This window comes from [Clostridium] celerecrescens 18A (assembly GCF_002797975.1).
GTDB lineage: Bacteria > Bacillota > Clostridia > Lachnospirales > Lachnospiraceae > Lacrimispora > Lacrimispora celerecrescens.
The window spans coordinates 4,363,306-4,388,217 of record NZ_PGET01000001.1 but is presented as its reverse complement, the minus strand read 5'-3'; the positions used below and the strand labels follow the sequence as shown (position 1 = coordinate 4,388,217).

The window sequence follows — 24,912 nt, the reverse complement described above, 5'->3', positions numbered from 1 at the left end:
TTTTAAAGCTTTGTAACCGCCTTTAAATAAGAATCCATATGAGCCTGAAATGCGGATAAGGTTTTTTCAAGAGATCCGGTACGGCATGCTTCAATAATTGCTTTATGCTCGGCAAACTTCTCTTTCATGGAACCCAAGGTGGAGAGGTCCTGATTCATGGCTATCAGCAGTTGAAAATACTGATTTTCCAGGATTTCAGCCCTTCGGAAGCTCCCTGATTTTTCCCAGAAAAATTTATGAAAAGCCATATCGCTTGTATTTAAAACAAAGGTCTTCTCCTTATCTTCAATGTCACTGTCACGTTCCGGCTTAATCATGTTTTCATTTAAAGCCTCCAGATAATCCAGATCCTGTTCCTTCAGCAGAGATTTTTCAAAAATAATGGTAAGGGTCTGCATTTCCAGGGGAATCCGGATGGAGAAAACCTCTATAATATCTTCATAACCCATTTCAAGGATCTGACTGCCCTTTTTGGGAGAAAAAGTAAGGATCCCCCGCATATTAAGCTCTCTTAAAGCTTCTCTTATCGGAGCTCTGCTGATTTGCAGCTCTTCCGACATATCTGTTTCCACTAACCGGTCTCCGCTTTTCAGTTCTCCTGTCAGGATCTTATTTTTTACATAGGAAACTACAATTTCACTTAGATTTGCCTTTGAATATGTAATCATATGGCTTAATTTATCGTAAGAATCAATGACCATAATATCCACCTTTCAATATAAACTCTATCTAACAGAATATTATACTATAGATGGAAGACAAATCATATAAACAATTAAATATTCTGATAACAATTCTTTGCATAGGTTATAAATAATTCTTGGGCAGGCGTTAATATCATGTCCTTTTTCTGTACATAAAAGATGTTTCTGCTTAACAGCTCTGAATCAATTTCCACCACATTGATCAGATCCAGCCGGGTATAAATCTTTGCTGCCGCCTTTGAAACAAAGGAAATACCCATTCCCTGAGAAACAGCTTCCACAATTCCCTGAGTATTGCCAAAGTAGGCAACCGCTTTTAATTCTTTTTCCGAAAGGCCGTACCTGGTTAAGAACAATTCCATTTCCGCTCTGGTACCTGAACCCTGTTCTCTCATTATGAAATTTTTATCCGAGATAAACCTTATGACTTCTGACGCCTCCCGGCTGCCCTCATACTTCATATCCCTAGGAAGTATCAAAACCAGCTGATCCTTGCACAAAGTGGTCAGAGTATAACGGCAATTCTCGCTTTCCGTACCTACAAACCCGATATCATACTGATATTTAATCAGCTCTTCAAATACTCCGCCGCTGTCCTTCTGGTATAGACGAAAGACAATATTGGGGTATTCCTTATTAAAATCAGCGATCAGCTGAGGCAAAATATACTGGGCGGGAACACTGGAAGCCAGAATGTTGACCTCTCCCGTACATTCCTTGGAATACTTGCCCATTTCATACAGAGATTGATCCCTTAAAGCCAGCATTTTCTGTGCATACTCGTAAAAATCAATCCCTGCCTTGGTGGGAAATACCCTCTTTGTGGAACGGACAAACAACTGGGTTCCAATGTCTTTTTCCAGCGCATTGATCTGACTGCTCAGTGCAGGCTGAGTTAAGAATAGGGATTCGGAGGCTTTTGAAAAACTTTGAAGCTTGGAAATCTGTACAAATGCTTCTAACTGTTTAAATTCCATATGATCTCTACTTTCTTATGAACATAGCCAGACAGCGCCTGCTGTTTTATCATAAACAAAAATGCAGGCGCTTTCAGCTGTATGGTTGAAAAAATCATTATTATGCCTTGAGTTTGTGAATCAGCCGGTTATACAATCTTATCCGTTTGATTTATCAATGAACAAACAGTAAACTTTTATTCTTTTTTAGGCGCTTTGGGCTTTTCCTTCATCAGTTCCTTGATCAGGCACACGCAGCATAAGAGCATGATGATAGCCAGAGGGAACGCTGCCACAATAGAGCAGGTCTGAAGCGCTCCAAGGCCTCCCGTCATTAACAGTACCAACGCCAGCAGAGCCTGGATCACTCCCCAGAATATCTTTTTACTGTTGGCCGGCTCCATGTCGCCATTGGAAGAAAACATGGATAAAACAAAGATCCCTGAGTTTGCCGATGTGATAAAAAACGTTCCCAAAAGGCAAATTGCTATGATGGAGAAAATGCTTCCAAGTGGATAATGGCGGAATACTACAAACAATGCGGTTTCCGTTGTTTCAATTGCCTCAGAAATAATGCCTTTATCCAGATTTAAACCAAGGCTTCCGAAAACGGAGAACCAGATAAAGGATACTAAGGATGGAGCCAGTATTACTCCGAAAACAAATTCCCGGATGGTCCTGCCCTTAGAAATTCTGGCAATAAACGTACCTACAAAGGGGCCCCATGCGATCCACCATGCCCAGTAGAAAATAGTCCATGAACCCAGCCATGATTTATCCCCAAAAGGATTTATGGCAAAGCTGTCCTTTACAAAGTCATTCACATAACTGCCGATGGAATTTGTAAAAACATTTAAAGTCAGAAGCTTGGGGCCGACAAGAAAAGCACCGCCCAGAATTGCAATTGCAAGTACAAGATTAATGTCAGACAACAGCTTAATACCTTTATCAATTCCGCTTACAGCCGTCCAGGTATAGATGACCATCAAAACAATGATGATAACGATCTGGACCAAACGTGTTGTTGGAACATGGAACAGGAAATTCAGTCCGGAGTTGATCTGCATGGTTCCCTGTCCAAGGGAAGTGGCAATTCCAGCTACCGTAGCAAAAACCGCACAAATATCGATCAGCTTTCCAACCGGTCCTCTGACTCCCTTTTCACCGAGTATGGGAAGAAAGATGCTGCTGATCAGGCCGGGAGCATTTTTCCTGAACTGGAAATATCCCAGTGCCATACCGATGATCGCATAGGCTGCCCAGGGATGAAATCCCCAGTGCATAAAGGACTTTTTCATTGCAAAGTTTGCAGCTTCTTCTGTTGCTCCAAATGTTATAAAGTGATTCAGTGGTTCCGCAACGCCCCAAAAAACCAACCCAATCCCCATTCCTGCCCCAAAAAGCATGGCAAACCATGACCGGTTGCTGAATTCCGGAACGCAATCATCCGGCCCCAGTTTAATATTCCCGTATTTGCTGAATGCAATGATCAAAGAAAATGCAACAAATACAAACATGGAAATCAAGTAAAACCAGCCAAAATTGTTGACAAGAAAATCATTTGCCGCTGTTGTGGCCTTTGCAAATGGCTCTGGAGCTACCAGACCAAATGCAACAATTGCCATGGTAATAAGAAACGATATGTAAAAAACCTGATTCTTCTTCATGTAATACCCTCCTCTTTAAAATATAATCGTTTGCTGTTTTTTTGCAATCCGATTTTTACATGACAGGATAAATTATTATCCTGTCATGTAAAAATTCTTCTTTCAGAATAACGTTCAATCATGTTTTACGCTGACGGCCTGCGGCATTTAGGGGAAGGTATTTTTTGCACGCCGGCCTTCAGGTTCTGTTATAATGAAATTTAAATTTTAACTTTAAAGAGATAAGGTTCTTTTATATCTGTTGTTAACGCATCCAGAGCAACTCCCACTCTGTGATAACGAAGCTTGAACTGCTCTTCCTTCGGTGTTGCAGGATCTCCAAGCGGATATGGAATGGATATGGTGGGAACAAGTCTGTTCACTCCAACTGTTTTAGCTACAGGAATCAGGTTCGCCATCTGAACGATGGTGATGCCTTCTCTTTCAATTTCTCTTGTCATCGTTGCACCGCAACGTGTACAGGTCCCTCATGTGGAGGTCAGAATTGCAGCTCTGATTCCATCCTTTTTCAATTCTCTTGCGATTTCTTTTCCCATTCTCGCAGCTTCGGCCTGGGTCGTTCCAGTACCAACAGTGGAGAAAAAGTATTTGTATACTCCGCCAATCTTTCCTTCTTTCTGATACCGTCTCATGGCATCCAAGGGAACGATTACGTCAGAGTCATTGTTGGCTGCTGCCGGATCAAAACCAGCGTGAATGGTCATATACTCACCCTTCACAAGGTCATCCTTTTCAGAGATGTCATATTTACCCCACTTGGTTGCTGAGGCTGACTGAATGCGGTCCGGATTTCCTACCGGAACGATTCCTCCAGAAGTAATGAGGGCAACCTCCAGCTTGCTAAGCTCTTCCGGAGTGATGGCCGGAGCAATTGCCACCCGGTCAGACTTTGGAATGGCAAGCTCTGTCTCATATGGTTCTTCATGAACCTTCTTAAGGAGCATGTCAATAACACGGTCAGCTGCCGTTACCGGAGGATCCAGCCAGATCTGATCCCTGACTCCCCTTCCAAAATAACCTTCCTCTGCTGCCGGCAGTAATTTCTCTCCCTTTATCAGCTTAAGGGCAAACTTTGCCATGGCCTTTACATCCTTTTTCATGGCTGCGGCGCTGGCTCCGCCTTTAAAAACATACATGTCCTTTCTGAACATTTCAACCCCAGGGTTTTCATCGTTCATAGAGGTGAGAACGGGCACTCCGAACTCCTTTTTAACAGCGTTGCAAATGTGGCCGCAGGCTGATCCGTAACGTCCTGCACGGAAAGCCGGTCCTGCAAAAAATACATCCATCTCTTTTCCCTTCAGCATGGAAAGGATGATATCTACGGCTTCCTCTGTATTGGAACCCATATAGTTATCGCCGCAGATGATGGTATGTGTTATTTCTACTTCATCGCGTAATTCCTGCTGCAATGCCATGGCCGGACCAACAAGGCCTTCTCTGATTTCCGGTTTGAAATCAGCCAGTTCTTCTCCGCCGATCTGCCCAAAAAACTGATTTAAGTATAAAATACCTTTCATTTCGTCCCTCCTTCTAGAATTCTACCATCCTCTTGGTTGACCAGCCTACTACCTGGTCTCCGCAGAACATGGCGTTGTTTTCCATAATAATTGAACCATCTTCTTTTACAGAAGCCCCTAAAATCTCATCATTGGACCAGCCTCCGGACATTCCGTCCCTTGCCAGAGCCTCTAACTCTCCAAGAACCGTTTCCATCTTTGGAAGTCTGATGAGTGTAGATACGTTTCCGCAGGAAACGATGGCATCCTCTTTTTCATCTAAGGAAACCAGCGGCTGGCTGGCACCGTCTCTTCCCGTGCACTCGTTTGTAAGTCCTACGGTCTTAACGCCTGCATTCTCCAGTGCAACGATACATGCCGTAAAGTCCGCATCCGGGTTGCCGTATCCTTCTTCTGCAACAATGGCAGAATCCGCGCCCAGGCTCTTAGCCATCTGCGCCACGAATAGAGCAGCTCTTTCCTTCTGATCCAGGGCAACATTTAAATTGGACATGATCACTCCAATGAAATTAATGGTCTTTCCATGCTCCTTATAAAGACTGCGGATCATGGGAAAGTTCTGGAAATCATAGGTTGCCCACTTGGAAGAGCATGGCATAAAGGATCCGCTGATCATCGCTCCATCCAGTACCTCATTGGGATGCATGAAGGTTGGAAGCATCCGGTTGGTATCCCAGCCATAATTTAAGTCATTATAGCCGCCTTCTTCCATCTGGGACTGGGGCTGAAGCACCAGTACCACGCTTGGAAGCTTATTTACTTCCTCGCTTCTTTTTGTAACTGGTTCCAGCTCAAAGGTCTCCACCTCATCCGGTGTTAAATCCTTTGTTGCGGCACCGATGTATTCGGCAAGGCGCATGCCTGCCCATCTTAAGGCCCTGTTCTTCTTCTGCTGTTCCTTCTGCTCAAAAACCTCATCTGAATCAGCAACCAGAACCAGATTCTTTAACTGTGAGAAGTAGGTGTATTTGGCACCTTCTCCGCTCATATCAATCAACCCATCCTGGAAACCGCCGTAATGTTTTCCTACTACCAGAACGCTCATATCCTTCAGCGCATGGGTGGTTCCATTTCCGGCCTGCATTAGTTCTCCGGTCACTCCCGGGAACACCGGGCCTCCCCCTACACGGTAGCGGGGCTCAATAGCCTCTTTTACAGGAACAAGCCTGACATGATCCCCAGGCGATACAATATAGAGTTCTGCTTCCGTGATATGCTCATCTTCTTTAATTACTGCAAGAGCTTCTTCTTTATTCACGGTAAGAAGTCCGTCTTTTAAAGAAGTCTGATCGCCGAAGCAAATATCTTTCACATAAAAATTTCCCAATTCCAGCTTCATTCCATATCTCCTTTCAAATTAATAGTTAAAAACCGTTTAAGTTAAGCGGTTAAAAAAATCCGCAGCCACGAAAAGGTCTTCTTCACTCATGGTCCTTACATCAAGGAGTACCTTGTTTTTCCAGATCCTTGCTATGATAGGAACGGAGTTATTTCGAAGCATGCTTTCCAGCATATCTGCGGATACCTGTTCCACACTTATCCCAACTGCATAAGATGCAAGATTAACCCCCGGCATGGTTCCTCCGCCGATCTGCCCTTCCGTTTCCAGCACCTCAGCCTTTACCCCCGGCTGTTTCACCAGCAGGCGGTATAAATGCTCTGCTTTTTCTTTTAAACGTTCCAAAGGCTCTGTGATCATTTTTAGGGTAGGAATCTGTTCTATCGCCGTATCCTGGGACAAATACTGCCTGAGAGTTAATTCCAGGGCGTTCAAGGTCAGCTTATCAATCCTCAGCGCCCGTAGCAGATGATTTTTCTTCATCTGATTGATGTACCGGGCGTTCCCTACTATGATACCCGCCTGAGGTCCTCCAAGGAGCTTATCTCCGCTGAAGCATACAATATCAGCCCTTTTTTCCAGACAGTCTTTGACCGTTGGTTCATCACCGATCCCATACGCCTTTAAGTCGGCAAGCAGCCCGGATCCCAGATCGTATATCACCGGAAGCCCGTGCCTTTCCCCCACCGCCTTCATCTGCTCCAGAGATACCTCCTCTGTGAAGCCGATGATCTTATAATTGCTGGTGTGAACCTTTAATAATGCCCCGGTATTTTCACTGATGTTATCTTCATAATCTCTTTCATGGGTCTTATTGGTGGTTCCCACCTCCATAAGACTGCATCCGCTGGCTGTCATGATTTCCGGAACACGGAATGCTCCGCCTATCTCCACCAACTCACCCCTTGAAACGATGACCTCTTTTCCCTTTGCCATGGAATTCAGCACCAGATACACGGCTGCCGCATTGTTGTTGACAACTAAGGCTGCCTCTGCGCCGGTCAAAAAGGTAAGAAGCTGCTCCACATGGTCGTACCTGGAGCCCCTTTCCCCTGTTTCCAGATGATACTCCAGGTTGGAGTAAGATCCGCTGATTTCCTTCATGCTTTCCGAAACCGTCTGGGAAAGCCTTGCTCTCCCCAGATTGGTATGAAGCACGATGCCGGTCCCATTGACCACCCTTCGTAGATGGGGTTTATTCTGCCTTTCAATTTCAGCCTTGATCCGTTTGATTAACTCATCCTTTGAGAGCTGACAGGATTCTTCGGATAAAATTTTTAGCCGTTCCAGCTCAATTTCCTTTTGACAGGCAAGTTTTATTAAAACCGCCGGAACATCAGTGATTCCTTCTAAAGCCATGGAACGCATCATTTCATCCACTTTAGGCAGCTGCCTCATGAGACTGTTTTTATCTGTCATTTTTCCGAACCTCTCAAATTATTTTTCAAACCTTCCAAGCTGTCCTCCGGCTGGGTCAGCCGATAAACTGATTGCCGGAAAGAATCTCCCTGGCCTTTTTAAGATTGTGTTCTGTGATGAGAACCACGGGCCCTGTACAGCCCATTCCGCTCTCCGCATAAATACCGGCAGCCCATAAACAGGTAACCGCGGCTTCCAGATCCATGATCTCAATTCCAAGGATCTCCTCTGTTACAACTTCCTTTGGAGGCGCTTTTACTTCCTCAGCCGGCTCTGAAGCTTTACCGGGCTTTAATTCCTCCAGAATCTCTGTAAGGCCTGCCTTCTTTGCCTTTGCAAACTCCTCAGCCATAACCTTATGATAATTGCCGTCAAGGAGTTCCTTTGCAAATTCAATGGCCCCTGTAACCAGAGGTGTTCCTGATGCCCTTGATACAATGAGAATCAGCTTGTCAAACCCTTCACCGATTCCCGGACCGTATCCAAAACCAACCGACTCGTAGCTGCCTCCTGTGGTATAAGCGGAAAACACCTTTGTTAGGACATTTCCGGTGAGAGAATCCATGACCATTACATCTGCAGAGCCTGTCAGTAAATCATTGCCCCTCATGACAATGCCCCCATCAGCTCTTTGAGAAATGGCAAACCGGATGTCATAGCCATTTTTCAAAAGCTTTTGCAGAGCAATCTCAGTCTGTCGTGCTCCATCCACATTTAAAATACCTACGGCAGGGTTTTCCACCCCGCTGGCCTTTGCAGCAATAATTCCGTATATGGCATTCTTTACCATACTTTCCACCCGGTTCACAGATGACGTTCCTGTTGTGGATGCAATATACATCTGTTTGCCGGCGGCCGGAGTAATCACCCGGCCGACTGTAGATACCCCGATTGGGAAAGGATAGTGCATGGTTACTGCCGCATAAGCTTCCTGGTTCTTAAGCATGTCATCCATCTTTTTATGGCCATCTTCTTCCGAGGCAGCCGGTATGACCTCCAGGTTTTCCGCTTCCATTGGCATGGTTCCGATTACTTTTACAGATATCCCCTTTTTTGCCGCTGCACAGGCTGCCTGGTAAATGGCTTCTTCCCCGTGCTCACTGCCTATGGCGGTAACTGCAATAGGCGTTCTTTTACCGGTCTGGCCTGTCTCAAGCATGTGAGCCATATCCAAAAAGGTATCTGCGATTATACGTTTCATCTTACCCTCTGACATTCACTCACCCCTCGTCTTCCTGTAGATGCCTTGCAAAGTCCTTTAAGGCTGCTGCGATCAGCTTTTTGATCCTTTCCTCTGACACCGTTTCCTCCTGGCCTGCACCGCTGTTCTGCTGCAGGATAAAAGATACTCCGTCAAAGAGATTGGTCATCCTTCCAAGGAACAGGCTTCCCTTTCCAATAAACATGGCTCTGGTGATTTTTTTATCCATTAGCTCCTGTCTGGCAAATCCAAGATAAGGAACCGCTGAGGGAATATGTCCCTGGGTCGGCGCCCAGCCCACCATTCCGTGCTTTGATACGAAATCTGCCAGCTGGGATTTTTCTATCTCTTTCCGCATGGCGGCAAGAGCTCCTATCATCTTATAATTTGCCTCCGGCACATTGCCGGCTCCTGCAGGCTTGGTAATATCCGGATTCTGCATTTCCACGGAATACTTATCAATATCCGTCAGCATCAGCCCTGCTTTTTCAAGAGCTGACGCCGTCAAAGAAGAAATGACGTTCTGTGGGGAGGATCCGGTTCCCACCGTATGCCTGCCCACAATATCCGTATTGATCTCCGGGCTGATGCCGTCGTTGGCACTGATCAGCACGGCAAAGCCGGCCACACAGTCTTCCAGAATGGGCATCCCCTTATTAACGTGATCCTTTCCATTCATCCCAAGCTTTGCGGTAGATCCTCCGGCAGCAACGATCACATGTTTAAAGGTACCTGCCTTTACAAGAGCCGCTGCGTGGATCAGGGCGTGGGCAGGGCCTGCGCAAAATCCTCTTACATCAGAGCCTGTGGCATTGGTTAAGCCTGCGATTTCAGACGCTGCCTTTGCAAAGTTTCCTCCGCCTCTCTGGTTCATATCACCGCATGCTTCTTCCGAACACTCGATCACATATTCAATTTCTTCCTTTTTGATATCATTCTTATCCATCAAATGCAGTAACGATAGAACGCAGGAAGCTTTTGAAACGAGATTTTCAAAAATGACGTGGGCCGAAAGGGAATGGTCAATATCATGGGCCGCTTTGATACAGCCGACAGTGGTTCCCTGGTAATACAAAGGCTCCCCGTGTTCGTCTGTGATCAAATGGTTGATTTCTGATAATTCATAGCTCTTATCAAAGGCTTTTAAAAGCGATGGATCAATAAGGTTGTGAGATTCTAATTTTTTCTTCACAGTATCAGCAAACTGAACTTCCAGTTTTACAAGATCAAATACATCGCAGATTGCGATCAGACCGATGAATTCATCCTCCGGCATGATTTCTCCAAACCTGCCTTCTCTCTGATCATAATCGGATTTCTGCTGATACCATGGCTGCGCATAACCGGCCAGCTCCTCAGGCATAACATTTCCTATGTAAGTCTGGTTCGGCAGATATGCCTTACACTCTTCATAAGAACGCAGACTCTTATCCAGATTTTTTAAATACTCTGAATCCGGATCAATGGTTCTCTGGGTCGTCTGTGTTGTGCCATTATGAATTACCATATCCGGCGTATGGGCAAGGATGTAGCTTGCCCCCTTTAAGACGCTGTACATATTTTGCCTCCTACTGAATCAAATTGACAGGAAGCCCTGTTCCTTTGATTTCCAAATTCAAGGTTGAAAAATGTTTTCACCCCTGCACCTCATATTAGGTCCTAATAATAAATCAATTCCTGCAAAATGCGGTGCCAATATACCATTTTTATACAAACGGAAAAACTGGGTCACCATTTCACAAGAATTGATGTGTGAAGGGATGAATGTTAATATTTACAATGCTCGTCCCTTATTGTTGACATTTCTTTTCGGATATCATCAACATCCAATACCATTTCCATCATACTGATCTGCTCGTCATAGACATCGCTGTCCACTTCATCTTTGATTTCCGGCTCACAAGCATGGTATACTTTTAGTCCCAACTGGACTCCTGCCAATGGTCCTGCATAAGTAGGGTCTCCTGCCGTAACAGTTTCAGCAGCAAGGCCTGCGGCCTCACCTTCTGCAGCTCCTAAAACAACAATAATGTTTTCAGGGCCGTACTGCTCCGCCAAAGTTTTTACCCTCTTTTGATTCTCCAGGTCCATAGCACCCGCAGCCGTTCAGACAAAGCATTCTGTTGACGAAAATACCACATCCGCGCCAGCTGTTTTGATACACTGTTCAATTGCCGGGCCAGGAATGCCGTCTCTGTCACCGATAATGATGACTTTCTTGTCTTTCAGCATTTTATTACCTCCTTTTTTCATATATTATAACGTGTGCCCCCAAGGCAGATGGCTCCGCTTTGCAGACTGAAAACATCATATGTTCCACGCTATGTTCCAAATGATTTAACAAAAAAATCTTAAACCGGTGAGGTCAATGCATACTTTTTTATCATTTCCTCTATTCTGTCAGGCGTTGCATCGTCTTTTACCAGTTCTTCCACCTTCTCACCGTTTCTATAGATTGCCATGACCGGAAGCCCCAGAATCTTCTGGGATATGGCAAGCCTTCTGGCCTTTGTAGTATTTAGCTTTGTGAATTTAATCTTATCACTGTATTCCTCAGCAAACTTCTCAACATGAGGAAGCAGAGCCTTGCATGGCTCGCACCCATCTCCGAAAAAGTCTACAAATACCACTCCTTCCGCTTCCAGCACTTCTGATCCAAAGGTATCCTTATCCACTACCAACATTTTAATCTCCTCCTTTAATTTTCTATGTATTTCTCAGCCATAACGGCTGCAATGGCCCCATCCGCACATGCGGTGACAACCTGTCTTAAGCTCTTCACCCTGATATCTCCGGCGGCAAAAACCCCTGGTATATTTGTTTCCATGTTCTCATTTGTTCTGATATAGCCGTATTCCATATCCAGGATGCCTTCAAAGCATTCTGACTGGGGCAGGTATCCGATAAATCCAAAGATCCCGAAGGTACCGTCAGCCTCATCTGCAGACACCTCCGTCACTTCTCCTGTCTTTACGTTTTCCACGGACATGCTCTGGACCATTCCGTCTCCGTTTATTTCCTTTACCACGGAATCCCACATAAATTCGATTTTAGGATTTTCAAATGCTTTTTCCTGAATGGATTTAGCGGCCCGAAGCTCATCTCTTCTGTGGATTATAGTCACCTTCCGGCCAAATTTCGTTAAGTAAAGGGCCTCTTCAACGGCTGTATCTCCGCCGCCGACCACATAAATATCAAAATCCTCGAAAAAGTTTCCATCACAGGTGGCACAGTAAGATACCCCCTTTCCGATCAATTCCTTTTCACCGGGACAGCCGATGGGCTTTGGAAAGGCTCCTGTGGCAATGATTACGGCTTTGGCATGATATTCCTTATCTTTTCCTTTTAATACCTTGATATCTCCGGAAAAATCCACTTCCTGAATGCAGTCCGCAGTCCGGTCAATCCCAAACTTCTCCACCTGCTTTGTCATCCTCTGCACCAGGGAACTGCCTGATTCCTCAGGAAGGCATCCCGGATAATTCTCGATCTCTGAAGTGATAACGATCTGTCCTCCATCCTTTTCCTTCTCGATCAGCAGTGCATTTAACCTGGCTCTTCCTGCGTAAAGTCCTGCGGACAATCCGGCAGGCCCTCCACCTATTATTACAACATCGTAAATCTTCAAGACGCACCTCCATTTATTTTTTAGTATTTAATATCCTGTCATCTCCCTGGCGTCTGGTGAACTTCTCCTGGTCAAACCGTTCCAGAAGCATTAAGGCAAATTTTCGGCTGGTACCTATGGAATCCCTGAAATCAGGAAGCTTTAGCACCCCATTTTCACGGAAAAGCCTTTCCGCTGCTTCCTTGGCCTTTTTATACTGGTCTTCCGCCAAAATATACTGTCCGGGAAGGACCATGAAACCGTCCTGCAGCATGAATTCAAGCACCTGCTGCTTTTCCCTGACGTTTTCCGTAAGTTCTACTGCCGTCAGAAACGTATAGCCGCTTTCCAGAATCCTTTCAGCCAATTCAGCCTTTTCCTTCTTTTGCTCTTCTGTAAGAGCAGGTTTAAAATCAAAGCGGGAAACCAGATTCTGGTCAAGCCTCACGAAGTTCTTTCCGGCCAGATACTTCAGCATGGTTTCACATTGCTTCTTATGGGATAAATCCAGTTTTTCCAGCAGTTCCGCCTTTGGAATCCCTTTTCGCAGCCGGTTCTTCTTATGATAATCGCTTAGGATGTCCTCCACCATATACCTGTAATGCATGAGGTACTCTGCATGTATGTACTGCTTTTCTATAAATAATATAGCTTCATCCGTTTCCAGCTCCTTTAGTTCCTCTTCCTTAATATCCTTATTTAAAAAGGCAGCAATCTGATCAAAAGTGGAAAATGGGTTGTTTTTAATATATTCTTCTATAATCTCCTTAGAGGATGCAGAATCCTTCATCTGTAGGGACCGAAGCCGTTCCTCAGGATTATTTTTATATTTCGCTGCTTTTGGATCTATGATGATCCCTCCTCCAATGGTTGTGACCGGAGAAATGGTTCTGAGCACAAAACGGTCGCCCTTTAAAACTGCTATTTCATGATCCAGAAGAATCTGGCCATAGCCTTCATCCCCTGCCTTTACCTTTTTATGGGAGATTGGCACAAACCTGGCCACTTCCTCCGCCGCTCCCACATAGAGCTTTAACTTATAAAACCTTCCCATCTCAAGCTTTGTTGTCCTTACAATGGAAAACCTGACATCAATCCTGTCTGTAACGAACACGCTGTCCTTTGTTGCAACTGTATTTCCTCTTTTTACTTCATCCACTGCAACATTGGATAAGTTGATAGCCGTCCGCTGCCCGGCATATGCAGATTCCACGTTATGTTCATGAACCTGAAGGTTCCTTACCCTGACCGCAATCCCCTGAGGATAGACCACCAACTCATCCTCAGTCTTTAATACCCCTTCCATCAGTGTTCCGGTGACTACGGTTCCGTATCCTTTCACAGAAAAAACCCGGTCAATGTTCATCCGGGGTTTCTTCGTAAAGCTCCTCTCCCGGATATTGGAAGTCAGGATCTCAAGCTCCCTTATCAAGTCGTTAAAACCCTTCCTGCTGACAGAATCCACTTCAACGATCTTTGTCCCTTCTAAAAAGGTCCCCTTTATAAAAGATTGGATATCTTCGATCACCAGTTCTTTAAATTCCTCATCCACCAGGTCAATTTTCGTGAGCACGATTAAATATTTTTGTATTCCCAGATAGCTGAGAATGTCCATATGTTCCCTGGTCTGAGGCATGATGCCCTCATTGGCCGCAATGATAATGAGAGCGGCGTCAATGCCAGTGGCTCCGGCCAGCATGTTCTTAATAAACCTTTCATGCCCCGGAACATCAACAATGCCAAGAGTACGCCCATTGGGAAGAATAAAGCCGGTAAATCCAAGATTAATGGAAATTCCTCTTTTCTTTTCCTCCGCCAGCGTGTCTGTATCATGGCCTGTAAGGGCTTTTACCAGTGCTGTTTTTCCATGGTCAATATGCCCTGCAGTTCCTACAATTATGCTGTCCATACACCCCTCACCCAGATTCCAAGTTTGATAAATTTTTAACAATATGGTCACAATTTATGTTAATGGAAATTATTTTTGGCGGAAGCATATGGGAATCGAACCCACCCACGACGATTAGCCGCAACACGGTTTTGAAGACCGGTAGGCACACCAGTTACCTGTCTGCTTCCATAAATATTTAGATTGTAGATTGTCTACAATCTACTTTTATATTATATCATTTTATTCTTTTATATCAATAAAGTGTTTTTTATATTTTCAATACACTTTATTTCATTTTTTTATAGATCTGAAAAATTTATAGGTAAAAACTCATAAAATATCAAATTACCAAAAACATTTTTAGATTAATTCTTACCATAAAAAAAACACAAGCTTAGGATCACTTGTGTTTTTGCATATTCATTAATTCGATCTTTTTATCTTCCTCATCTTTGGCCCTTCCTATGATATAACCCTTCTCCCCGGCATCCTCAAGCCTTTTTAATAGGATGTCGGCCTCTTCTTCCGGAAGGGAAATACACAGACCTCCTGAGGTTTGGGCATCAGAAGCAATATCAATCAAAACCTGGTCCACATCTGGCATAATTTTAACAAATGATTTGATATAATCAAAATTCCGGTAAGCCCCGGCTGGCACTAAACCGGTACGTGCCATTTCCTCTGCCAACGGAAACAAGGGAAGTTTATCTGCAAAGACGGATATGGTGACCTCACTGCCTGCCGCCATTTCGTAGAGGTGACCCAAAAGACCAAAGCCTGTGATATCGGTGCATGCGTGAACGGAAAGACCATCCATGGCGGCCCCTGCCTCCTGGTTCAATGCGGCCATGCTCTCAAACATGAACTCACAATCCCTCGGCTCTATAAATTCTGCTTTCAGGGCGGTTAAGAGAATCCCTGAACCGATAGGCTTGGTCAGAATCAGTACATCTCCTGGATTTGCACCTACATTCTTTCGCACCTTTCCCGGATGGACGAATCCTGTAACGCTTAACCCGTATTTGGGAACGTTATCCTCAATGGTATGGCCTCCGGTTATGATACACCCTGCCTTTATGGCCTGATCCGCCCCTCCCCGCAGGATTTCTTTTACCACTTCATCTCCCAGACAGGGGTTTACGCAAAGAAGGTTTAAGGCTAACTTGGGCACCCCACCCATAGCATAGACATCTGAAAGGGCGTTAGCAGCCGCAATTCTGCCGAATAAATAAGGATCATCCACCATAGGCGGAAAAAAGTCCGCCGTCTGTATGATCGCCATATCTTCACTGATCTGATAGACACAGGCATCATCCGCCGTATCAAAGCCGACGATCAGTGCCGGATCTGACTGCTTCGGCAAATCGCCGATAATATTCGAAAGAGCTCCCGGCCCTAATTTGGCCGCTCATCCCCCGCCTGAAACGAACTTCGTGAGCAATCCCTTTTGCTCCATATAAAGCACCGCCTTTCTGTACCCCGATGACTTTTATCATTTTGTACCTGCTCCCGGGCCATAAAGTCAAGGAAAGCCTTTCCCTTACCTGCGCCGGATATTTTGTGGTCCAGTATAGCACAGGATAGAAATGCGGACAAGAAATATAAAATACTTTTATGAATTCTTAAAACTGTCACTGTAAATTTTATTTTTAAACATGGGATCATGCCGCCGGGTCACCAACATACCGCTGCAAAGCATGTTTTATCTCCCTGGCTTCCTATCTGTCTTCCAGGGGCATATACTCTTCTTCCTGCATCACACTGATATAGGCCGGACGGATGATCTTATCCATATTGATAAGCTCTTCGATCCGGTGGGCACTCCAGCCTACAATCCTTGCAATGGCAAAGATCGGGGTAAACAACTCATTGGGAATATCCAGCATGCTGTACACAAAGCCGCTGTAAAAGTCCACGTTTGCGCTTACGCCCTTATAGATCTTTCTTTCATCTGCAATGACTTCAGGGGCCAGGCGCTCGATCATGGAGTAGAGGTTAAAATCATCCAGACGCCCTTTTTCCTCTGACAATTGCTTAACAAAACCTTTAAAAATTTCTGCACGGGGATCAGACTTGGAATAAACCGCATGTCCCATACCATATATAAGACCTTTCCGGTCAAATGCTTCCTTATGAAGAAGCTTTCTCAAGTACTTCTCCACTTCCTCTTCATCCTTTAAGTCACGTACTTCCTTCCGCAAATCCTCCATCATTTCCACAACCTTAATGTTGGCGCCGCCATGCTTGGGGCCCTTTAATGAGGCAAGCGCAGCCGCAACCACGCTGTATGTGTCCGTACCGGAAGAAGTGACCACATGAGTCGTAAAGGTGGAGTTATTTCCTCCTCCATGCTCCATATGAAGGATAAGGGCCAGGTCAAGAACATGGGCTTCCACCTTGGAATACTTCATATCCGGCCTTAATAGCCTTAAAATATTTTCTGCCGTGGAAAGCTTCTCATCCGGCCTGTGGATATACATGCTTCCCCCTCTCTCATAATGGTTGAATGTATGATATCCATAAACTGCCAGCATTGGCATGACGCTGATTAACATCAGACTCTGGCGGAGTACATTGGGAACGGATATGTCACTGGCCTTATCATCATAAGAGGACAGAGTAAGTATACTTCTTGCAAGGCAGGACATCATATCCTGGCTCGGCGCCTTCATGACCACATCTCTGACAAAATTGGTAGGCAGAGTCCGGCTGTAGCCAAGAGTCTTTGTAAAGCGCTCCAGCTGGCTTTTGTCTGGAAGATCTCCAAAAAGAAGAAGGTAGGCAATTTCCTCAAAACCAAAACGGCCTTCCCTGACAACGCCGTTTACCAGGTCATGAATATTATATCCCCGGTAAAACAGTTGGCCTTCACATGGGACTTTTTCTCCATCTACGGTCTTGTTTGATAAAATCTTTGATACCTTGGTTAATCCTGCCACAACGCCATCGCCGCTTTTATCTCTAAGCCCCCGCTTTACCTCATATCTGTCGTAGGCTTCCAGGTCAATTCTTTCGTCATTCAAACAGATATCAGACCACTCTTCCACATTTTTCATAAATTCTTTCTGGTTCATCAGGCACACCTCTTTCTGAAATCAGGTTGTCTAGTTCCACTTCGTTTTTCCCATTGTTCTTTCTAAGCCAGCGTCATCCCCTTTCTTCTCCTGCAGAATTTAATCGTTAAATTTTCAACTTTTCAATATAATATAAAATTTTATAAAAAAAAGCAAGATATATTTATTTGTTGTGCTGAGCCCGGAGTATATAAAGGCATGATATATTGACAAATACCCTTCTAAATCTTATACTTGCCTTAATTTCCTATTGAGGAATGTACCGGAGGTTGTTCATGAAAATAGAATTATCCCTGTTTTTCTTTATAGAAGTCATCGGAACCATAGCCTTTGCATCATCTGGTGCCATGGTTGCCATTAAAAAACAGCTGGATCTGCTTGGAGTCATTGTTTTAGGTGTTACCACTGCCGTAGGAGGCGGAATGCTAAGGGATATTATCATAGGAAATGTACCTCCTGCCCTTTTTAAAGATCCAATCTATGTATTGCTGGCCTTTATAACGGTTATGCTTTTATTTATTATAGTAAGGCTGAACCAGAAAATCCTGGATGGACGTTCCATAGAAGCCTATGAAAAGGTGATGAACATATTTGATGCCATCGGACTTGGTGCTTTTACCGTAGTTGGAATCGATGCTGCAGTGCTTTCCGGCTATGGAGATTACCATTTTCTTATCATCTTTTTAGGCGTCATCACCGGAGTCGGCGGCGGCATTCTGCGGGACATTATGGCCGGACAAACTCCTTATGTCCTTAGAAAGCATATTTATGCCTGTGCATCCATTGCAGGCGCCATCATTTATGCCTGGCTTTTGAACTGCATTGATGGCAATATTGCCATGCTGATCGGCGCCTGCTCCGTCGTTTTGATCCGCCTACTGGCAACCCGTTTTTGCTGGGACTTACCTACCGCAACAAAAAAATAATTCTCCCAAGGAGGAATCCAATGAACCGTTTGCTCCAATATACCGCTGGAATCATATTTTCTTTCTCCCTTATGATCGTGCTTTTATTCACCTCCGTGGAGGCAGCCGTTTACTGGGTTCCAGGATACTTTGAAAAAGAATATAACAAATATCAAGTGACTCAGGCAGTCTCCATGACAATGGAGGATCTCCTTGATGTTACCGGTGAAATGATGTCTTATCTGCGGGGAAATAGGGACAACCTTCACGTAGATACCACCATGGGAGGCGTAGAAAGGGAATTTTTTAATGCCCGGGAAATTGCCCATATGGAGGATGTCCGCGGACTGTTTCTAGGCGCCCTTTCCATACGGAGAGGCTGCCTCATGGTCATGGTCTTATGCCTCATCGTTCTTATTTTATTAAAGACAAGTTTTACGCGAACCTTTCCCAGGGCCGTATGCGCAGGAACCGGGATCTTTTTTATCCTGTCCGCAATCATAGCTTTCATTATTTCCACAGATTTTACCAGATATTTTATCATGTTCCACCATATATTCTTTAAGAATGACCTATGGGTTCTGAATCCTTCCACAGATATGCTTATTAACATCGTTCCGGAAGGCTTCTTTCGGGACACAGTTATCCTCATCGGCTTTATCTACCTTTTCTCTATCCTGCTTATCTTAGCTGTCTGTCTTTTTCTTATGGATAAGGTTAAAAGAAAACATCTTGCAGCTTAAGACCGTAAATCAGCTGGATATGTAAGCATAATCAGCTGGTTTTTTCGTATATAAATGCGGGAAAAATAGCAAATAACCTTTACTTGTTATAGCAAATAACCTATACTGTAGATTGAAGTATTGTCTGAAACCGAACGAAAGCTTATGGAGAGATTACTCAATATGACTCAATATATAAAAAAGATTTGTATTTTTTTTCTGTGCCTTCCTTTTTTTGTCTCCTCTTTTACCGGGACTTCTCTGGGGGCCGCGGACTGGCCTTCCGGCCCGTCTGTTCAGGCACAGGGAGCCATTCTGATGGATGCAGACACCGGAACCGTTCTGTGGGGCCAGAACATACACAACCAATATTTTCCGGCCAGCATTACCAAGGTCATGACTGCGCTTCTTGTCATTGAAACATGCAGTCTTGATGAAACCGTAACATTTTCCCATAATGCCGTATTTAATGTAGAATCAGGAAGCAGCAATGCCGGGATCAATGAGGGGGACAAGTTGTCTGTCAGGGACTGCCTCTATGCCCTTCTGCTTAAATCAGCCAATGAATCAGCCAACGCTCTTGCAGAGCATGTGGCAGGAAGTACCGAAGCTTTTGCCGATATGATGAACGTACGTGCCAAGGAGCTTGGATGTACCAATACTCATTTTTCCAATCCCAGCGGTTTAAATAACCCGGAACATTATACTTCCCCCTATGACATGGCCCTCATCGCAAGAGCAGCCTTTAACAATCCAATTTTTGAAGATATCGACTCCTCAACCTTTTATAAGCTTCCGCCTAACTCCATTAATAAAGAAGGGCTTACCATCTATCCTGGTCATAAGATGATGCGAAAAAGTACTCCTTTCTACTATCCGGGTATCATCGGCGGAAAAACAGGCTATACCACACTGGCCGGAAATACTCTGATAACCTGTGCGGAAAAAAACGGGATGAAACTGATTACCATAATTTTAAAGGGATCTACTCCCCAGTATTGGACAGACACTAAAAATCTCTTGGACTTTGGTTTTACAAATTTTGTGTCCTTAAAAGCTGCAGATTACGAAAAAACCTACAGTTCCATTACCAGCGATTTAAATTTCAGCGGTTTGTCAATCACCAGACCTGAGGCCCTGATTCTGGATCCTGACAGCAGGATCATCCTGCCTAAAACAGCTGATTTTTCCGATGCAAAGGCGGAACTTAGTTATGATATTTCATCAGGTGACCCTCCAAATTCCATTGCGAAAATAAATTACCGATATAATGACCGGGTCGTTGGCTGTACCTTCCTGGAGGTGAATGACGCATTATTCCAGAACAAGGAAGCGGAAACCTCAATCGCCACCGCTCCCCAGGCCGAAACGTATTCCGGATCCGGTGAAGCATTAGACCCGTCTGCTGCCCAGACTTCCGTAACTCCTTCCGGAAAACGTTCGGAGAAAGAAACGGAAGATTACCGGGAAAAGGCTCTGAGACCCTTTGAGATCCCTTTAACCGCCTGGCTGATATTAGGAAGCGTGGGAGCAATCACTGTAATAGGATGCGCAGCTGCCTTTTTCATTTATTGGAAACACAAGGAAGCGCAGGATTTCCTTATCAGGCGGGAACAGCGCATGAAACGCCTTCGGGACTCCGGTGTTTCAGCCGATGAATTCAACAGTATTCTGGAGCAAAGGCGCAGTTCCTATTCATCCAAACGGAAAAGACGGCGGGGAGGCCGTTTCAGATGACCTTAGACAGCAAGGGGTTTTCTATGAGGAAACAAAAACAAATATCCAAAAAAGATCGGCTTCAAAATTGTATTATTACCTTTATTTCCCTCCTGCTTGCCACCATCCTTTCCTACATGATGCACATACTGGGAGGATATACTAACAATGTAGGAATCATCTATATGATGGCAGTGGTTGTGATTTCCCGTTATTCCAACGGCTATATACCAGGAGTCATTGCTTCTTTTATTAGCGTAATCTGTGTAAACTATGTGTTTACTTACCCATTTATGGCGTTTAATTTTATAATGGAAGGATATCCCGTTACCTTCCTTGCACTGCTGATCATTTCAACCATTACAAGCGCAACTACGACTAATTTAAAGGAACAAAGCCGTATTTTAAACGAACGGGAAAAGCTGTTAATGGAAGCAGAAAAAGAGGCCTTGAGAGCAAACCTTTTACGGGCTATTTCCCATGACCTCCGGACTCCTCTCACAGGAATCATCGGCGCCAGCAACACGTACCTGGAAAATACAAACACTATGGCTGAGGCAGAAAAAACCAGCCTGGTCTCCAATATCCGGGAAGATGCCAACTGGCTTTTAAATATGGTGGAGAATCTTCTCAGCGTAACCAGGATCCGGGATACCGGAGCTCAGGTTCTAAAGCGCCCGGAGCCGCTGGAAGAGGTAGCTTCCGAAGCCATTGAACGCTTTCACAAAAGACTGCCAAAATCTATTGTCCGTGTGACTGTTCCTGATGAGTTCATCATGGTTCCCATGGATGCTACTTTGATTGAACAGGTTATCATAAATCTACTGGAAAATGCTGTCTATCACTCCAATTCAACGGATCCCATCAGCCTGTCGGTCTTCATACAAGATGGATATGCCTGGTTTCAGGTCCGGGATCAGGGCGTGGGAATTTCCCCGGAACGGCTGAAGACTTTATTTGACGGTTACACCTCATCGCCCAACAGCAGCTATGATTCCCATAAAGGAATGGGAATCGGGCTTTCTATCTGCAAAGCCATTGTTACTGCCCACGACGGGAACATCACAGCCGCCAATGAAGAACATGGTGCAGTTTTTACATTTACATTACCATTAGGGGAGAGTGCTTATGAGTAAGTTTACAATCGTCATGATTGAAGACGAAAAGAATATCTGCAACTTTATTGAAAGTGCATTGGAAAGACATGATTATAAAGTAAATACCGCCTACAACGGGCGGGATGGGCTGGCTTTGATCAATTCCCTTTGCCCTGATGTGATCCTTTTGGACTTAGGGCTTCCGGACCTGGACGGAATCGATATCATTAAAAGCGTCCGAAGCTGGACTTCGATTCCGATTATCGTCATCTCCGCCAGGACCCAGGAGCATGAAAAAGTATCTGCTCTTGATTTCGGTGCTGATGATTATATAACCAAGCCCTTTGGAACCAGCGAGCTTTTAGCCCGGATCCGCACTGCCCTGCGTCATGGGAGACCTACCGTCAGCACCGTGGATGGTTCTGTCATTCCCGCCCCTTACAGCAGCGACGGACTGTTTATTGATTTTGCCAAGCGGTTGGTCACACTGGATGGACATAAGATCCATTTGACTCAGATCGAATATAAGCTGGTTTCCCTTCTTGCGGAAAACTCCGGCAAGGTCCTGACCTATGACTACATTATAAGTCATATCTGGGGACCTTACGCAGACAGCAACAATCAGATCCTCCGCGTCAATATGGCGCATATCCGCAGAAAAATAGAAAATAATCCGGCAGAACCAAAATATATTTTTACGGAAATCGGGGTTGGCTACCGAATGAAGGAAAGCGAAATCTAGGAAAGGGGGGAATCCCCCTTCTTTTTATTCTGCTTACTGGTCTTCGTCTTTTGCACCCGTTTCTTTTTGGTTTCTTCCTTTTTCTCGTAAATCTCCCGGACGTCTTCCTCTCCCACCAGCCTCATGGTCTTAACCACGTAGACACGTCCGTCATCGCTCCGCCTCATGCGGATCTTGCCTTTTACATTTCCATGCTCAGGACATAAACCAAGAGCTGTATAAAACTTCTGGTTCACAGAAAACCATCTGATCTTTTTTCTAAGCATCCGGTTGCACTTGCAGCAGATTAAATCGGTAACGGTTTTATCCTCAATGGCATCCTGCTTCGTCTCAAAGGGCCTTGAAATGTATTTAGAATATCCGGGAAACACCAGATATACCTCTTCCTCTTCATTTTCCGGCAAGCGGTAATAATCCGTGGACAAGTATTCCCGGACCTTATTAAAATCCATTTGATTCATAACCCGCCCGGTATAATGGGCATCGTCAAGGGCCCGGTGAAATGGCCGCTCTTCCATGATCTGCAGTTCTAACACTGCAATGTCAAGGGATTGCCTATCCTTGCCGTCCCCGTAAAGCAGGCTGTAGAGTTTCTGTACATCATAGTAGAGAAATGGCTTGGGAAATGGATTTAGAATTCCATAAAAAGCAATGTTCCGCTGCAGCTCCGTTAAGTCCATGGAGCCCCACGTACAAAACATGGCTTCCTCCCCGCACCACATGAGAAACTCTTTTACAGCTTCCTCAAAGTCGCATCCCTCTTCCATCAGGGTCTTTTGATCCATGTGGGTCACTTCTAATATCTTTTCATGAAGCTCGGGATAAATTCGAGGCCTTATCAGCCGCTTAAATTCCCCTACTTCCTCCAGGGCCTCATTAAGCTTCACTGCCCCGATCTCTATGATTTCAAAGGGAAGGTGTTCTACCGTCTCCTCCTTCCCTCCGGCGCTCTGGTTCCATTCCAGATCCAGTACAATATAATTCTTCATAGTTTGCTCTCTTTAATCCTTTATTCTGTCAGCCCTCTCAGCTTTTCACGAATCCTCTGCCTGCGCCTCTCCGTCTCTTCTTTCTCAAGTGTCCACGTCCCTTCAGTCTCTGTAAGGATATCTCCCTCTCTTACACCTTCCGGCAGTTCAGAGGCCTGAACCTTTAACATGTCTCCGTTCTCATCCTCACAGATAATTACCGTTTCCCCGATTCTGTCTATGGTATACTTCATAACCTTTTCCCTTTCTGTGCCAGGCTAAGGGTTGCAGCTTTGGCACGGCTCATATCCCATCTGTATCAAATTCTCTCTGGAGCCATTATAGGATTTCCGGTTCTCTTCCTTCATGGAAGCTGCTGACTTGCAGTCCGGCCGGTGAAATTTATTGGTATTGGTATTTATTACATAATCCTGGTCTGCTGACGTGCTTTGTGTCCCGTCTCCATCGGTTCCTTCCGTGGTTCCAGGGAAGGTGACTTTTGATCCGTCGCTCACCGCCACTATGGTTCCAAGCTGGTCTGTCCGTAAAACCTTAATGTTCCGTTTTTTTAACATATCCAGGATTTCCTTGTGAGGATGGCCATAATCATTATTTTTTCCGCAGGAAATCACTCCATATTCAGGATCCACCAGATCCATAAAACCTTCCGATGATGAGGTGGTGCTTCCATGATGGGAAAGCTTCAGCACATCGGCCTTTAACGGAAGGCCGTTTGCTATCATATCCTTTTCCCCATCTTTTTCTGCATCTCCGCATAAGACAAAGCTGTTCTTTCCATAAACAAGGCGAAGGCCTATGGACCAGTTATTTAAATTATCCCCATAGTCCCTGTTGGGAGCGATGATCTGGAAAGATGCATCTCCTAAGGAGTAGCTTTCCCCAGGCTTTGGAAGGGTTATTTTTAAATTTTTTTCCGCTATGGCATCAAGCAGGCGTTCATAAACCTTTGTGGTATGTTCTTTCTCTGGTAAAAAGACCTTTTGAACATCAAATTTCCGTATGACCGTCTCCAGCCCGCCGATATGATCTGAATGGGGATGGGTTCCGATCACGTAATCCAGTTTCTTCACTCCCTGTTTCTCCAGATAAGAAGCGACTGTCTCGCCCTGATCCCGTTCCCCTGCGTCTATCAGCATATAATGACCGTCTTTTTCTACTAAGGTACTGTCTCCCTGGCCCACATCAATAAAATGAACCCTTAGATCCGTCCCAGCCTCATTTCCTATTTCTCTCTGGGGTAATGGGGAAGAGCTTGCAGTTGGGCTGCATCCTGCCACACAAAGGGCCAGAAGGATTGCCGCCGCTATCAATACCCGCTTATAAAATTTTCCTGTCTTTTTCACTGTCATTTCTGTCTGCCTCC

Annotated in this window: 21 protein-coding genes, 1 tRNA gene and 1 pseudogene; 5 read left to right on the top strand and 18 right to left on the bottom strand. The window is 44.9% G+C overall.

The annotated features are described in order from the left end of the window. Positions 1-2 precede the first annotated feature (2 nt). From H171_RS19855 to H171_RS19790, 15 genes and pseudogenes are all read right to left on the bottom strand, one after another. Positions 3-701: a GntR family transcriptional regulator gene (locus tag H171_RS19855; protein ID WP_100306667.1), complete on the bottom strand. Its 699-nt coding sequence runs from the start codon at positions 699-701 to the stop codon at positions 3-5. Between the two features lie 74 nt (positions 702-775). Further along, complete coding sequence (locus H171_RS19850) at positions 776-1,681, bottom strand: selenium metabolism-associated LysR family transcriptional regulator (protein ID WP_100306666.1); 906 nt, start codon at positions 1,679-1,681, stop codon at positions 776-778. 176 nt (positions 1,682-1,857) lie between these two features. Beyond that, positions 1,858-3,327, bottom strand: a complete 1,470-nt coding sequence (locus tag H171_RS19845) for a glycine betaine uptake BCCT transporter (protein ID WP_100306665.1) — start codon at positions 3,325-3,327, stop codon at positions 1,858-1,860. Between the two features lie 200 nt (positions 3,328-3,527). Then, the gene (gene grdH / locus H171_RS19840) at positions 3,528-4,847 is read right to left on the bottom strand and encodes a betaine reductase selenoprotein B (RefSeq protein ID WP_100306664.1); all 1,320 of its coding nucleotides are present in this window, start codon (positions 4,845-4,847) and stop codon (positions 3,528-3,530) included. A 13-nt stretch (positions 4,848-4,860) separates the two neighbouring features. Continuing rightward, positions 4,861-6,186, bottom strand: coding sequence for a glycine/sarcosine/betaine reductase component B subunit (locus tag H171_RS19835; protein WP_100306663.1), 1,326 nt, complete (start codon positions 6,184-6,186; stop codon positions 4,861-4,863). A gap of 36 nt (positions 6,187-6,222) precedes the next feature. Next, entirely contained in the window at positions 6,223-7,605 is a 1,383-nt protein-coding gene (gene selA / locus H171_RS19830) for an L-seryl-tRNA(Sec) selenium transferase (protein ID WP_100306662.1), read from the bottom strand. Positions 7,606-7,660: 55 nt separating this feature from the next. Further along, positions 7,661-8,821: a glycine/sarcosine/betaine reductase complex component C subunit alpha gene (gene grdD / locus H171_RS19825; RefSeq protein WP_100306661.1), complete on the bottom strand. Its 1,161-nt coding sequence runs from the start codon at positions 8,819-8,821 to the stop codon at positions 7,661-7,663. 4 nt (positions 8,822-8,825) lie between these two features. Beyond that, the gene (grdC, locus tag H171_RS19820; protein ID WP_100306660.1) at positions 8,826-10,364 is read right to left on the bottom strand and encodes a glycine/sarcosine/betaine reductase complex component C subunit beta; all 1,539 of its coding nucleotides are present in this window, start codon (positions 10,362-10,364) and stop codon (positions 8,826-8,828) included. Between the two features lie 209 nt (positions 10,365-10,573). Continuing rightward, positions 10,574-11,038, bottom strand: a complete 465-nt coding sequence (gene grdA, locus H171_RS19815) for a glycine/sarcosine/betaine reductase complex selenoprotein A (protein WP_100306659.1) — start codon at positions 11,036-11,038, stop codon at positions 10,574-10,576. A 119-nt stretch (positions 11,039-11,157) separates the two neighbouring features. After that, positions 11,158-11,490 (bottom strand): thioredoxin TrxA, encoded by a 333-nt coding sequence (trxA, locus tag H171_RS19810; RefSeq protein WP_100306658.1) that lies wholly within the window; start codon positions 11,488-11,490, stop codon positions 11,158-11,160. Positions 11,491-11,504: 14 nt separating this feature from the next. Then, a complete protein-coding gene (trxB, locus tag H171_RS19805; protein ID WP_100306657.1) occupies positions 11,505-12,434 on the bottom strand; it encodes a thioredoxin-disulfide reductase in 930 nt (309 codons plus the stop codon). A 13-nt stretch (positions 12,435-12,447) separates the two neighbouring features. Then, on the bottom strand, positions 12,448-14,322 hold the full coding sequence (gene selB / locus H171_RS19800) for a selenocysteine-specific translation elongation factor (protein WP_100306656.1): 1,875 nt from the start codon (positions 14,320-14,322) through the stop codon (positions 12,448-12,450). Positions 14,323-14,398: 76 nt separating this feature from the next. Then, positions 14,399-14,492, bottom strand: a tRNA-Sec gene (locus tag H171_RS24225). Between the two features lie 212 nt (positions 14,493-14,704). After that, positions 14,705-15,712, bottom strand: a pseudogene (gene selD, locus H171_RS19795) (selenide, water dikinase SelD); the annotation flags it as partial. A 310-nt stretch (positions 15,713-16,022) separates the two neighbouring features. Further along, positions 16,023-17,381: a citrate/2-methylcitrate synthase gene (locus H171_RS19790; protein ID WP_100307598.1), complete on the bottom strand. Its 1,359-nt coding sequence runs from the start codon at positions 17,379-17,381 to the stop codon at positions 16,023-16,025. A 272-nt stretch (positions 17,382-17,653) separates the two neighbouring features. Between H171_RS19790 and H171_RS19785 the strand changes: the two genes are divergently transcribed. From H171_RS19785 to H171_RS19765, 5 genes are all read left to right on the top strand, one after another. Next, positions 17,654-18,304: a trimeric intracellular cation channel family protein gene (locus tag H171_RS19785; RefSeq protein ID WP_100306654.1), complete on the top strand. Its 651-nt coding sequence runs from the start codon at positions 17,654-17,656 to the stop codon at positions 18,302-18,304. Between the two features lie 20 nt (positions 18,305-18,324). Beyond that, positions 18,325-19,026, top strand: coding sequence for a TIGR01906 family membrane protein (locus H171_RS19780; protein WP_100306653.1), 702 nt, complete (start codon positions 18,325-18,327; stop codon positions 19,024-19,026). Between the two features lie 162 nt (positions 19,027-19,188). Continuing rightward, positions 19,189-20,742 carry a D-alanyl-D-alanine carboxypeptidase family protein gene (locus tag H171_RS19775; RefSeq protein WP_100306652.1) on the top strand — a complete coding sequence of 518 codons (1,554 nt, stop codon included), beginning with the start codon at positions 19,189-19,191 and terminating at the stop codon, positions 20,740-20,742. Positions 20,743-20,765: 23 nt separating this feature from the next. Further along, entirely contained in the window at positions 20,766-21,857 is a 1,092-nt protein-coding gene (locus H171_RS19770; protein ID WP_100307597.1) for a sensor histidine kinase, read from the top strand. Beyond that, on the top strand, positions 21,850-22,560 hold the full coding sequence (locus tag H171_RS19765) for a response regulator (protein WP_100306651.1): 711 nt from the start codon (positions 21,850-21,852) through the stop codon (positions 22,558-22,560). Before H171_RS19770 ends, H171_RS19765 begins: the two co-directional genes overlap by 8 nt. On the opposite strand, the gene H171_RS19760 is transcribed toward H171_RS19765, so the two are convergent. From H171_RS19760 to H171_RS19750, 3 genes are read right to left on the bottom strand one after another with little or no spacing between them, the layout of a single operon-like run. After that, complete coding sequence (locus H171_RS19760) at positions 22,557-23,549, bottom strand: 3'-5' exonuclease (protein ID WP_100306650.1); 993 nt, start codon at positions 23,547-23,549, stop codon at positions 22,557-22,559. The two genes, H171_RS19765 and H171_RS19760, sit on opposite strands and share 4 nt — an antisense overlap. A 20-nt stretch (positions 23,550-23,569) precedes the next feature. After that, positions 23,570-23,782 (bottom strand): DUF3006 domain-containing protein, encoded by a 213-nt coding sequence (locus H171_RS19755; protein ID WP_100306649.1) that lies wholly within the window; start codon positions 23,780-23,782, stop codon positions 23,570-23,572. A 24-nt stretch (positions 23,783-23,806) separates the two neighbouring features. After that, positions 23,807-24,898 (bottom strand): ComEC/Rec2 family competence protein, encoded by a 1,092-nt coding sequence (locus tag H171_RS19750; RefSeq protein ID WP_100306648.1) that lies wholly within the window; start codon positions 24,896-24,898, stop codon positions 23,807-23,809. Between the last annotated feature and the right edge of the window lie 14 nt (positions 24,899-24,912).